This window comes from Massilia sp. Root418 (assembly GCF_001425265.1).
Lineage (GTDB): Bacteria > Pseudomonadota > Gammaproteobacteria > Burkholderiales > Burkholderiaceae_D > Rugamonas.
Genome location: NZ_LMEC01000021.1, coordinates 1 through 12,075 on the forward strand (window position 1 = coordinate 1; position 12,075 = coordinate 12,075).

At 64.1% G+C, this 12,075-nt stretch carries 13 protein-coding genes; 9 read left to right on the top strand and 4 right to left on the bottom strand.

Going from position 1 to position 12,075, the window contains the following annotated elements:
• Nucleotides 1-100: 100 nt before the first annotated feature.
• Together ASC94_RS18060 and ASC94_RS18065 are read right to left on the bottom strand one after the other, a co-directional pair.
• Nucleotides 101-448, bottom strand: coding sequence for a DUF1840 domain-containing protein (locus ASC94_RS18060; RefSeq protein ID WP_056398157.1), 348 nt, complete (start codon nt 446-448; stop codon nt 101-103).
• Nucleotides 449-509: 61 nt separating this feature from the next.
• Nucleotides 510-1,064 carry a hypothetical protein gene (locus ASC94_RS18065; protein WP_056399606.1) on the bottom strand — a complete coding sequence of 185 codons (555 nt, stop codon included), beginning with the start codon at nt 1,062-1,064 and terminating at the stop codon, nt 510-512.
• Between the two features lie 137 nt (nt 1,065-1,201).
• Here ASC94_RS18065 and ASC94_RS18070 point away from each other — a divergent pair, with 137 nt between their 5' ends.
• The gene (locus ASC94_RS18070) at nt 1,202-2,272 is read left to right on the top strand and encodes a hypothetical protein (RefSeq protein ID WP_056398161.1); all 1,071 of its coding nucleotides are present in this window, start codon (nt 1,202-1,204) and stop codon (nt 2,270-2,272) included.
• Nucleotides 2,273-2,281: 9 nt separating this feature from the next.
• On the opposite strand, the gene ASC94_RS18075 is transcribed toward ASC94_RS18070, so the two are convergent.
• Together ASC94_RS18075 and ASC94_RS18080 are read right to left on the bottom strand one after the other, a co-directional pair.
• Nucleotides 2,282-3,817 (bottom strand): YifB family Mg chelatase-like AAA ATPase, encoded by a 1,536-nt coding sequence (locus ASC94_RS18075; RefSeq protein ID WP_056398164.1) that lies wholly within the window; start codon nt 3,815-3,817, stop codon nt 2,282-2,284.
• Nucleotides 3,818-3,902: 85 nt separating this feature from the next.
• Nucleotides 3,903-4,148 carry an accessory factor UbiK family protein gene (locus tag ASC94_RS18080; protein ID WP_056398167.1) on the bottom strand — a complete coding sequence of 82 codons (246 nt, stop codon included), beginning with the start codon at nt 4,146-4,148 and terminating at the stop codon, nt 3,903-3,905.
• A 242-nt stretch (nt 4,149-4,390) separates the two neighbouring features.
• Here ASC94_RS18080 and ASC94_RS18085 point away from each other — a divergent pair, with 242 nt between their 5' ends.
• From ASC94_RS18085 to ptsP, 8 genes are all read left to right on the top strand, one after another.
• On the top strand, nt 4,391-5,149 hold the full coding sequence (locus ASC94_RS18085; protein WP_056398170.1) for a TorF family putative porin: 759 nt from the start codon (nt 4,391-4,393) through the stop codon (nt 5,147-5,149).
• Nucleotides 5,150-5,160: 11 nt separating this feature from the next.
• Nucleotides 5,161-5,499 carry a P-II family nitrogen regulator gene (locus ASC94_RS18090; protein WP_056398174.1) on the top strand — a complete coding sequence of 113 codons (339 nt, stop codon included), beginning with the start codon at nt 5,161-5,163 and terminating at the stop codon, nt 5,497-5,499.
• A gap of 20 nt (nt 5,500-5,519) precedes the next feature.
• Nucleotides 5,520-7,070: an ammonium transporter gene (locus ASC94_RS18095; protein ID WP_056398178.1), complete on the top strand. Its 1,551-nt coding sequence runs from the start codon at nt 5,520-5,522 to the stop codon at nt 7,068-7,070.
• Nucleotides 7,071-7,218: 148 nt separating this feature from the next.
• Nucleotides 7,219-8,520 (top strand): glutamate--cysteine ligase, encoded by a 1,302-nt coding sequence (gene gshA, locus ASC94_RS18100; RefSeq protein WP_056398182.1) that lies wholly within the window; start codon nt 7,219-7,221, stop codon nt 8,518-8,520.
• Nucleotides 8,521-8,592: 72 nt separating this feature from the next.
• Nucleotides 8,593-9,546: a glutathione synthase gene (gshB, locus tag ASC94_RS18105; protein WP_056398185.1), complete on the top strand. Its 954-nt coding sequence runs from the start codon at nt 8,593-8,595 to the stop codon at nt 9,544-9,546.
• 10 nt (nt 9,547-9,556) lie between these two features.
• On the top strand, nt 9,557-9,958 hold the full coding sequence (locus ASC94_RS18110; RefSeq protein WP_056398188.1) for a PTS sugar transporter subunit IIA: 402 nt from the start codon (nt 9,557-9,559) through the stop codon (nt 9,956-9,958).
• Nucleotides 9,959-9,983: 25 nt separating this feature from the next.
• Nucleotides 9,984-10,253, top strand: a complete 270-nt coding sequence (locus tag ASC94_RS18115; RefSeq protein ID WP_056398190.1) for an HPr family phosphocarrier protein — start codon at nt 9,984-9,986, stop codon at nt 10,251-10,253.
• 45 nt (nt 10,254-10,298) lie between these two features.
• On the top strand, nt 10,299-12,044 hold the full coding sequence (gene ptsP / locus ASC94_RS18120; RefSeq protein WP_056398194.1) for a phosphoenolpyruvate--protein phosphotransferase: 1,746 nt from the start codon (nt 10,299-10,301) through the stop codon (nt 12,042-12,044).
• Nucleotides 12,045-12,075 lie beyond the last annotated feature (31 nt).

Here is a 12,075-nt window from a genome sequence, read left to right on the forward strand (position 1 = left end):
TTGCGCCGATGATAGTGCTGCAACCAGTGTGAAAGTAGGTTATCGTCAGGCTAGTTATAAGCAAAACCCCGCTCAGTGATCTGAGCGGGGTTTTTTGCGTTCAGACGCCCCAAACGATATCGTGGCCGTCCGAGACGGCGGCGCGCAGCATTTCCAGCAGGGGAAACACGCGCGTTGCAAAGCCGACGTGCTGTTTTTCCACCAGCGCCGCGTCGCCTTCAAGCGCGTCGGCGGAGTGGGTGGTGTCTTGGTGGTGCTCGATGTCCTGGTCGGGATGCAGCTTGCTGAGTTCGATTTCATGCTCCAGCGCCGCCAGGGCGCCGGCCGCTTCGGCAGCTGTGATCACACCGCGCGTGGGACTCTTGTTCAACAGCTCAAGAATGCGCTCGGCATGCTCCTTGTACATCATGACCGCAGGAGAGGATTTGGATTTGAATGTGATCAACATGGCGCTTTCCCCACTCTTGTTGTGCGTGTTCAAACGATAACACGACTTCCATCCTTGCACATCAGTTCAGCTTGAATGAACGCATGAACGTTTCGATCTCGTCGTTCACCATGTGCTGGTCCTTGCCTATCACGATCAGCTGATAGACCCGTTTGTCCTTGGCGATAAAGCGGCCCACCAGGCGCAGCGCTTCGCCGTTGCGCGTGCCCTTGGCTTCCACGTCGATGGACTGCTGCTGCTGGCTCACGCCGCCGCTGGCGGCGGCCGCACTGGCCTGTTTCTCCGAGGTGACCGTGCCCCCGATATTGGCCACCATGGTGTTTTTCATCGCCGCGATGGCGGCCTGGGCGTGGGCGGCATCGGCCATTTCGGCGGCCCCCACGGCAAAGGTGACGCCGTCGACTTCGGCGGCGGCCATCTGCATTTTTACGGTTTCGCCGCCCAGGCTGATGCTGCGCGTGTGCGTGGCCGGCTTGCCCGGGAACAGCACGGCGTAAGGCGCCTCGGCGCTGCGGAAGTCGCGCCAATCGAACTTCGGGCTGCAGCCACTGAATGCGGCGGCGGCAACGGCGGCACCCACTGTGGTGCGCAATAGCGTGATGATCTTGGTATGCATGATGCGATGGTAGCAGGCGGCAAGCGCCGGCGCTATCGCCGCCACATATCGCGTAGTGAGATTGCAGGAAGTGGCCAGACGATCCGTGATAGCATTGCAAAAATGCAATTCTTTCTGGTAAAACAAAAGGGACGGCGATGGCGACATATCATGACAAACCACTGGACGAAGTCTGCCGGCGAGGGCAGGTGAATGTGCTGCCGTTTCTCTCGTGGAGCCCGGCGGAGCGGTTCTTCGTTGGCGGACGCGAGGCGTTGCGGACGCTTGGCGACGGCAAGCGTATCGTTGACGAGGAGACGTGCCAGCAGCTGCTTTCCGCCTTGGCGTCCATCAGCATGGCTTCGGACGCCGCGCTGCGCAAGGCCCGGTCGATCACGGTGGGGACCTTCCGCGACTACACCGACCAGCAGCGGCTCAATTTTATCAACGAGCTGTGGGACTTGATCGCGACGCCATATCATTTCGACACGCCTTCGACGGCCATGTACACGCCTGCGGACCGCTCCGGCAGCGGCACCCTGCCGCTGCCCAGCAGCTGGTGCCCGCGCCCGCAGCATCCCGGCAGCTATTACATGCGAACCGCCGGCGACGGCAGGCCCGATCCCTGGATGCATCTGGGGGTAGGGTTCCGGGTCGACGGCACCAAGGAGGAGTCCGCGTTGCGGATCAAGCGTGACGGCATGACGCAGCAGAGCCTCAACGTCAACTTCATGCGCAATACCCGCGGCCTGGTGTTGGAGGGAACGGTCGCGGCCAATCCGGACCGGCCACGCTTCTGGACCGGTAACCAGGACATCTGGAACGAAACCGCGGTCTGCGTCAGCCGCAACTTCTTCGGCGGCACCGCGTTTCCCGAGCGCAGCACGTACCATCGTTCCAATGAGTTCGCGATCTTGTGGGCGGTCGACTGCCGCGGCTTGGTCGGTTTTGACACGGAGGCGGTACAACTGAGCTTTCCGAACGCCCGCAATTGGCGCCCGGGAGAAAAAGCATTCAAGGCGATTCCACCGGACCGCTTGCTGGGATTCGTGAAGATTCGAAAACTGGGGGCGCCCGCCAGAGGGGGCTGGACCTTTGATATTCCTGAAGACGCGGCATGGACACTGGAGGCGGCCCGCTCGCCCGACCAGATCGCCTACATGCAGGCCGAACTGGACGCGTGGCGCGGCTGTCACCACATCAGCGCCGCCTACGATTTCGCCACGTGAGCGCTGCGGCTAGAAATCGAGCAGCGCGCGGCGGAACTGGACGGCTTGCTGGACGTGATGGGCGGTGATGGCCTTCGACCCGTCGAGGTCGGCCACCGTGCGGGCAACCCGCAGCACGCGGTGATAGGCCCGGGCCGACCAGTGAAACTGCAGCATGCTGGCGCGCAGCACGGCTTTGCCTTCCCGGTCGAGCTTGCAATGCCGCTCAATGTCGCGCGTGCCCATCAGCTGGTTGCTCTTGCCCTGCCGTGCCTGCTGGATGTCCCAGGCCTGCTGCACGCGCGCGGCGATCACGGGCGAGGTCTCGCCGTCCGGCGCGGCTTCCAGTTCGTCCAGCGTCAGCGGGTTGACGGAAATCAGCAGGTCCATGCGGTCCAGCAGCGGACCGGAAATGCGGCCCTGGTAGCGCAGGATAACGTCGTGGGGGCAGCGGCACTTGCCGTTGGGATGGCCGTTATAACCGCAGGGGCAGCCGTTCATGGCCGCCAGCAGCTGGAAGCGGGCCGGAAAGTCGGCCCGGTGGGCCGCCCGCGAAATGGTCACCCGGCCGGACTCCATCGGCTCGCGCAGCACTTCCAGTACGCGCCGGTCGAATTCGGGCAGCTCGTCCAGGAACAGTACGCCCTGGTGCGCCATGGAGATTTCGCCCGGATGGGGCACGCTGCCCCCGCCCACCAGTGCAACACCGGAGGAAGTATGGTGCGGCGAGCGGAATGGCCGCGCCTTCCACGTCGCTGCATTGAATTGCCCGCCGAGCGACTGCACCGCCGCCGCTTCCAGCGCTTCCTCGTCCGTCATGGCCGGCAGCAGGCCGGGAAAGCGTGCCGCCAGCATGCTCTTGCCGGTGCCTGGCGGGCCCACCAGCAGCACGCTGTGGCAGCCGGCAGCGGCTACTTCCAGCGCCCGCTTGACCGAGCCCTGGCCCTTGACGTCCGAGAAGTCCGGGTAATCCGGCGGTAGTGCGGGTTCCGCGCCCAGGTGGCGCTGCAGCGTTCCGGGGCCGTTGTCATCGCCCCGCACGGCGAGGTGGGCGCACACTTGCGTGAGCGTGGTGGCAGGGTAGATCCGTGCGTCGCGCACCAGCGCGGCTTCGTCCGCGTTGGCCAGCGGCAGGATGAAGGCACGCCGGCCCTGGCCGTTGCCGCGCGCGGCGCGGTGCATGGCGTAGGTCATGGCCAGCGCGCCGCGGATCGGCCGCAGCTCGCCCGACAGCGAGAGCTCGCCGGCGAATTCATAGTCGCGCAAGGGGGAGGTGGGAATCTGGCCGGAGGCGGCCAGGATGCCGAGTGCGATCGGCAGGTCGAAACGGCCGGATTCCTTGGGCAGGTCGGCCGGGGCCAGATTGACGGTGATGCGCTGGGCCGGCATGTCGTAGCCGGCGTTCTGGATCGCTGCGCGGACGCGGTCGCGCGCTTCCTTCACTTCGGTTTCCGGCAGGCCGACCATGGCGAAGGCGGGCAGTCCGTTGGCCAGGTGCACTTCAACGCTGACTTCAGGCGCTTCCATGCCCGCCAGCGCGCGGCTTCTCAGAACGGCAAGGCTCATGGCGTCCCCCCCCTGCGGCAAAGCGCGATCAGCCATCTTAGCGCGCGGACCGGAGGGCGTTTTGACGCCACTCAAGCGCGAAGTCCTATTTTGGTGCGGCCGATTTCGCTTCCAGATCCGCCAGGCGCATTTCCAGCAGTTCCAGCTTGGCGCGCGTCTTGGCCAGCACTTGCGCCTGGATGTCGAACTCTTCGCGGGTGACCAGGTCCAGCTTGGCGAAACCCTGGGTCATCATCGATTTCACATTTTTCTCGATGTCTTTGGCTGGCGAGTTTTCGATCGCCTGGTTGATCTTGCTTTGCAAGTCGTTGAAGAAATTGTTCATGTCCATGGTATTTCCTAGGTTTTTACGCCGGACCGCACCATTTCGGTGCGATGCCTGCAAATTAAGCATTAATATGGTGCGGAACTGTCGCCGCGCCATGCCGCCGTGCGGGTAATTGCAGCTAACTATCTTACAAGTTTGCAAGAAGTCGGCTGGCACGCATTCTGCTAAAGAGGTGTGGAACGCTTAGGCTTAGCCTGGATTTTAAACCGCAACCGCTACAAAAGTTCAAACTAAAGGATATCGCCATGAATTACATGACCAAGCACCTGACTCTTGCGGCAGCAATCACACTCGCGATGGCTACGCTGGGGGCCGGTGCGGCCCGCGCGGAAGACGCGCCAGCGGCGAAACCGGATAACGAAGTGTCCTTCAATGCGGCGCTGACCACCGACTACCGCTATCGCGGCATTTCGCAGACCCGCCTCAAGCCGGCCCTGCAAGGCGGCGCCGACTGGACGCACAACCCGAGCGGCTTCTACGCCGGCACCTGGCTGTCGACCATCAAGTGGATCGACGACGCGGGCGGCGATGCCAAGGTGGAGTGGGACGTGTACGGCGGCAAGCGCGGCGATCTCGGCGGCGGTTTCAGCTACGACGTGGGCGGCCTGTACTACTTCTACCCGTCCAACGACCTGCATCCGAGCGCAAACACCTTCGAACTGTACGGTGCGGTCAGCTACGGTCCGGCCACGCTCAAGTATTCGCACTCGACCACCAATCTGTTCGGCTTTGCCGACAGCAAGAACAGCGGCTACTTTGATGCGTCGGTGAACCAGGAAATCCAGGACGGCTACATCCTGAACCTGCACGTTGGCCGCCAGAACGTGAAAAACAACAGCGCCTTCAGCTACACCGACTGGAAAGTGGGCGTGACCAAGGATTACGGCGTGGTCACCGTGTCGCTGGCGGCTGTCAAGGCCACCACCGACGTCTACACCTCGCCGCGCAACGGCAAGGATCTGGCCAAGATGGGCGCCGTGCTGACCGTTTCCAAAATTTTCTAAGCGAGGCTTCCATGAAACTCATTACCGCCATTATCAAGCCCTTCAAGCTGGATGAGGTCCGCGAGGCCTTGTCCGCGATTAACGTGCAAGGCATCACCGTGACCGAGGTGAAGGGCTTCGGCCGCCAGAAGGGCCATACCGAGCTGTACCGCGGCGCAGAATACGTGGTCGACTTCCTGCCCAAGACCAAGATCGAGGCGGCGGTGGACGATGCTGTCGTCGAGCAGGCCATCGAAGCGATCGAGGGCGCGGCCCGCACCGGCAAGATCGGCGACGGCAAGATTTTTGTCTACAACCTGGAACAGGTTGTCCGTATCCGTACCGGCGAGACCGGCAACGACGCTCTCTAAGTCCAAGGGGAACTTTTAAAATGAACAAAACTATAACAAAACTGCTGGCTGGGGCCGCTGTCCTGTTTGCCTTTAGCTCGGCCCTGCCCAGCTACGCGCAAGATGCCAAGCCCGCCGAAGCACCGGCCGCCAGCGCACCTGCCGCCGCTGCTCCTGCTGCCGCTGCACCGGCCGCCGCGCCTGCCGCTGCACCGGCCGCAGCTGCCGCCGCCGCGCCTGCGGATGCGCCGGCCGCGCCGGCGCCGGTAGCCAACAAGGGCGACACCGCCTGGATGTTCGTCGCCACGCTGCTGGTGATCCTGATGACCATTCCCGGCCTGGCCCTGTTCTACGGCGGCCTGGTGCGTTCGAAAAACATGCTGTCCGTGCTGCTGCAGGTGTTCATGATCTTCTCGGTCATCATCGTACTGTGGTGCATCTACGGCTACTCGCTGGCCTTCACCGAAGGCGGTTCCTTCTATGGCAAGTTCGACCGCCTGTTCCTGAACGGCATCTGGGATCCGGTCAAGGGCGCCTTCAGCGTTGCCGCCACCTTCAGCAAAGGCGTCGTGATTCCTGAATTCATCTTCGTGGCCTTCCAGGGCACCTTCGCCGCCATCACCTGCGGCCTGATCGTCGGCGCCTTTGCCGAACGCGCCAAGTTCACCGCCGTGCTGGCCTTCATGGTGCTGTGGTTCACCTTCTCCTACCTGCCTATCGCCCACATGGTCTGGTTCTGGACCGGCCCGGACGCCATCAAGGACGCCGCCACCGCCGCTGCTGAAGGCGCGAAAGCCGGCTTCATCTTCCAGAAGGGCGCGCTGGACTTCGCCGGAGGCACCGTGGTGCACATCAACGCCGCAGTGGCAGGCCTGGTCGGCGCCATCATGATCGGCAAGCGCGTCGGCTACGGCCGCGAATCCATGGCGCCGCACTCGCTGACCATGACCATGGTCGGCGCCTCGCTGCTGTGGGTGGGCTGGTTCGGCTTCAACGCCGGTTCGGCACTGGAAGCGGGCGATATCGCTGCGCTGGCCTTCATCAACACCCTGCTGGCCACTGCCTGCGCCACCGTGTCGTGGGTCTTCGGCGAGTGGATCGCCAAGGGCAAGCCTTCCATGCTGGGCGGCGCCTCCGGCGCGGTAGCCGGCCTGGTTGCCATCACCCCGGCCGCCGGTTTCGTCGGCCCGATGGGCGCACTGGTGATCGGCCTGCTGGCCGGCATCGTCTGCCTGTGGGGCGTGAACGGCCTGAAACGCCTGATCGGCGCCGATGACTCGCTGGACGTGTTCGGCGTGCACGGCGTGGGCGGCATCCTGGGCGCCATCCTGACCGGCGTGTTCGCAGCGCCGTCGCTGGGCGGCCAGGGCATCTTCGACTACGTGGCCAACAAGGCGTCGGCCGACTACTCGATCAGCGGCCAGGTGATCACCCAGCTGACCGCCGTGGGCATTACCATCGCCTGGTCCGCCATCGTGTCCGTCATCGCCTACAAACTGGTGGACATCGCCATCGGCCTGCGCGTGCCGGAAGAAGAGGAACGCGAAGGCCTGGACATCACCAGCCACGGCGAATCGGCGTACCACGCTTAAACGCTGTTTTTTCCGCAAAAGTGACGCAAAAGGCACCCTTCGGGGTGCCTTTTTCCATTTCCCGGCCTTTAAATTGGCGTTTTCGCCCCGATTTGGGGAGCTCGCACGGTAAGATTAGACAGTTTCCCCAGTTGTTAAGGATGTAGCCATGGTTCCCCACCTCGTCACGGCCCTGACCGGACCGCTGCTCGACCTCGAAGAAAAAATCCTGGCCGCCACGCCGGCCATTGAGCGCTGGTTCCGCCTGGAGTGGCAGGAACATACGCCGCCGTTTTATTGCTCGGTGGACTTGCGCAACGCCGGCTACAAGCTGGCCCCGGTCGACACCAACCTGTTCCCGGGCGGCTTTAACCACCTGGCCAGCGAAATGCTGCCGCTGTCCGTGCAGGCGGCCATGGCCGCCATCGACAAGTACTGCCCGGACGCGCGCAACCTGCTCTTGATCCCCGAGGTGCACGAGCGCCACCCGACCTACCTGGACAACGTGGCGCGCCTGATGCAGATCTTCCGCCAGACCGGCTTGCACGTGCGCCTGGGTTCGCTGTCCCCGGAAATCACCCAGCCGACCCCGTTGGCGCTGCCTGACGGCAACATGCTGGTGATCGAGCCGCTGGTGCGCTCGGCCAACGGCCGCCGCCTGGGACTGAAAGATTTCGATCCGTGCACCATCCTGGTGAACAACGACCTGTCGGCCGGCATCCCGGACATTTTGCAGAACATCCACGAGCAGAGCCTGCTGCCGCCGCTGCACGCGGGCTGGGCGCTGCGCCGCAAGAGCAACCATTTCACCGCCTACGACGAGGTGGTCAAGAAGTTCGGCAAGCTGATCGGCGTGGACCCGTGGATGCTCAATCCCTTCCACGCCAAGTGCGGCGAGGTGGACTTCCACAGCGGTGAAGGGCTGGACTGCCTGGCCACCAACGTGGACGCGGTGCTGGCCAAGATCCGCAAGAAGTACAAGGAATACGGCATCAAGGACCAGAAACCGTTCGTCATCATCAAGCCGGACGCGGGCACCTACGGCAAAGGCATCATTTCGATCCGCGACGCGGCCGAGCTGAAGGACCTGTCGGCGGCGCAGCGCGACAAGATGGCCGTGATCAAGGACGGGCGCGTGGTGTCGGACCTGAACATCCAGGAGGGCGTGCCCACCTTCGAGAGCATCAAGGACGCGGTGGCCGAGCCGGTGGTCTACATGATAGACCGCTACGTGGTGGGCGGTTACTACCGCGTGCACGCCGAGCGCGGCGTGGACCAGAACCTGAACGCGCCCGGTTCGCAGTACGTGCCGCTGGCGTTCGCGCAGCAGCACGCGGTGCCGGACCTGCGCGCCAAGCCGGGGACGGCCGCGCCGAACCGCTTCTACGTGTACGGCGTGGTGGCGCGCCTGGCGCTGCTGGCCGCGTCGCTGGAGATGGAGCGCACGGATCCGAATCCCGAGGTGTATTGATGTGTAGGGCCGCCGGTCTCGCCATTTTGCAAACTCGGCTAAAATCAGGCATTACCTCGACTGGACGCGCCCATGAAAATTGCATTCCTTGCCGATCCGCTGGCAGGCTTCAAGACCTACAAGGATTCGACTTACGCCATGATGGCGGAGGCGGCCCGCCGCGGCCACGCGGTGTATGCCTTTGAACAGAAAGACCTGGCGCTGTCCGGGGGCAAGGTGACGGCACTGGTGTCGCACATCACGCTCACCGGCGACGCCTACGACTGGTTCCGCGCCGCGCCGCAGGAAGAAACCGGCCTGGACGCCTTCGACGCCGTGATCCAGCGCAAGGATCCGCCGTTCGACATGGAATACGTGTACGGCACCTATCTGCTGCAGCTGGCGGAAAAGCAGGGCGCGCGCGTGTTCAACAAGCCGTCCGCCATCCGCGACCACAACGAAAAGCTGTCCATCGCGCAGTTCTCGGAGTTCACCGCGCCCACCCTGGTCACCTCCAGCGAGGCGCGCCTGCGCGCTTTCCACGCCGAGCATCAGGACGTCATCCTCAAGCCGCTGGACGGCATGGGCGGCACTGGCGTGTTCCGCATCAAGGCCGACGGCCTGAACCTGGGCGCCATCATCGAGACGCTCACCGCCAACGGCAAGACCACCATCATGGCCCAGCGCTACATTCCCGAGATCGTCAAAGGCGACAAGCGCATCCTGGTCATCGACGGCAAACCGGTGCCGTATTCGCTGGCGCGCATTCCGCAGGCCGGCGAGGTGCGCGGCAACCTGGCCGCCGGCGGCACCGGCGTGGCCCAGCCCCTGACCGCGCGCGACCTGGAAATTGCCGAAACCCTCGGTCCGGTACTGGCGGCGCGTGGACTGTTGCTGGTAGGATTAGATGTCATTGGCGATAACCTGACCGAAGTCAACGTCACCAGCCCGACCTGCTTCCAGGAGATCACGCAGCAGACCGGATTCCAGGTAGCGGCCATGTTCATCGACGCGGTCGAAGCCCACAGCCAGGCGGCACAGGTATAAGAAAGCGCATATGGTAGGCATATTGCTTATGACGCACGCGCCGCTGGGGCAGGCCTTTATCGCCGCCTGCAACCACGTGTTTCGCGGCGTGACGGAAAGGCTGGAAGCGATCGATGTGGTGGCCGACCAGGATCTGGAGGAAGTGCAGGTATTGGCGGGCGCCGCGATCAAGCGCCTGGACGAGGGCGACGGCGTGCTGGTGATCACGGACGTGAAGGGCGGCACGCCCGCCAATTGCTGCAACAAGCTGGCCGACGCGGGCCGGGTCGAGGTGATAGCGGGCATCAGCCTGCCGATGCTGCTGCGCGCCATCACCTACCGCCGCGACACGCTGGACGTGGTAGTGGAAATGGCCCTGGCCGGTGCGCAGAGCGGCGCCGTCAGGGTGGACAACCGGATCAGGGTGGTATAGCCCTATTTTGAGACGACTATAAAAAATGATTCAGCAAGAACTCGAAATTATCAACAAGCTCGGTCTGCACGCGCGCGCTTCCGCCAAATTCACCCAGCTGGCAGCAAAGTACAAGAGCGATGTCTGGCTCACCCGTAACGCCCGCCGCATCAACGCCAAGTCCATCATGGGCGTGATGATGCTGGCCGCCGGCAAGGGCGCAAAAGTGACGCTGGAGGCCGACGGCGCCGACGAGAGCGATTGCATCGCCGCCCTGTCCGCGCTGGTCAACGACAAGTTCGGCGAAGGCGAGTAAATGCCGGATGACCGCAGCCATCTCCGCACTCTGACAGGTCCGCCCATGGCATCGTTTACCCTCCACGGCATTCCCGTTTCACGCGGCATCGCGATTGGCCGTGCGCACCTGCTGGCGCCCGCCGCGCTGGACGTCAAGCACTACCTGGTGCCCGAAGAGCAGCTGGAGGCCGAAGTGGTGCGCCTGCAGCAGGCGCTGGCCGCCGTGCACCGCGAGCTGCAGACGCTGTGGAACGAGCTGCCCAAGGACGCGCCGACCGAACTGGGCGCCTTCATCGACGTGCATGCGCTGATCCTGTCCGACCCCCTGATCTCCGAAGCGCCGCTGGACATCATTCGCACCCGCCACTACAACGCCGAATGGGCGCTGCTGACCCAGATCGACGAATTGTCGGCGCAGTTCGACGAAATCGAAGACCCCTACCTGCGCGAGCGCAAGGCCGACATCCAGCAGGTGGCCGAGCGCGTGCTGAAGGTGCTGATGGGCAGCGAGCCGCTGCAGGCGCCGGCCCCCGCAGGCGCAGACGACTTCCAGGCGCAGATGATCGTGGTCGCGCACGACATCTCGCCGGCCGACATGCTCAAGTTCCGCGACCGCTCCTTCATCGGCTTCGTCACCGACGTGGGCGGCCAGAACTCGCACACCGCCATCGTGGCGCGCAGCCTGGACATTCCGGCGGCGGTCGGCATGTCGCAGGCCTCCACCCTGATCGAGCAGGACGACTGGATCATCATCGACGGCGACGCCGGCGTGGTGATCGCCAACCCGAGCGCGCTGGTGCTGGAGCAGTACCGCGAACGCCAGGCCACGCAGGCACGCGCGCGCAAAAAACTCAACAAGCTGCGCAAAACCGCCGCCGTCACCATGGACGGCACCGCCATCACGCTGCTGGCCAATATCGAGCTGCCGGAGGACACGGCGGCCGCCATGGAAGCCGGCGCCAACGGCGTGGGTTTGTTCCGCTCCGAGTTCCTGTTCATGGGGCGCGACGCGCGCATCCCGTCCGAGGACGAGCAGTTCGAACAGTACAAGAAGGCCGTGATGGCCATGAAGGGCCGCCCGGTCACCATCCGCACGCTGGACATCGGCGCCGACAAGCCGCTGGACCAGAGCGAGCACACCGCCCTCAATCCGGCGCTGGGCCTGCGCGCCATCCGCTACTGCCTGGCCGAGCCGCAGATCTTCCTCAGCCAGCTGCGCGCCATCCTGCGCGCTTCCGCCTTCGGCAAGGTGCGCATCCTGATTCCGATGCTGGCGCACGCCTTCGAGATCGACCAGTCGCTGGCGATGATAGAGCAGGCCAAGGCCCAGCTGCGCGAGGCCGGCGTGAAGTTCGACGCCAACGTGGACGTGGGCGCCATGATAGAGATCCCGGCTGCCGCCCTGGCGCTGCCGATGTTCGTCAAGCGCATGGACTTCCTGTCCATCGGCACCAATGACCTGATCCAGTACACGCTGGCGATCGACCGGGTTGATTATGAGGTGGCGCACCTTTACAATCCCCTGCATCCCGCAGTGCTGCAGCTGATCGCCATGACCATTTCGGCGGGCCACAAGGCCGGCATCGACGTGGCCGTTTGCGGCGAAATGGCGGGCGACGTGAAGCTCACCCGGCTGCTGCTGGGCATGGGGCTGCGCGAGTTCTCCATGCACCCGGCGCAGCTGCTGTCGGTCAAGCAGGAGATCCTGAACAGCGATCTCGGGCTGATCGTGCCGCAGACCCGCAAGGTGCTGCGCGCGATGGAGCCGAACGCCATCGCCGACGCTGTCGCCGCGCTGCAGGCGCTGTAAGAAAACCAACGCTAGCCTGCGGAACCCATCC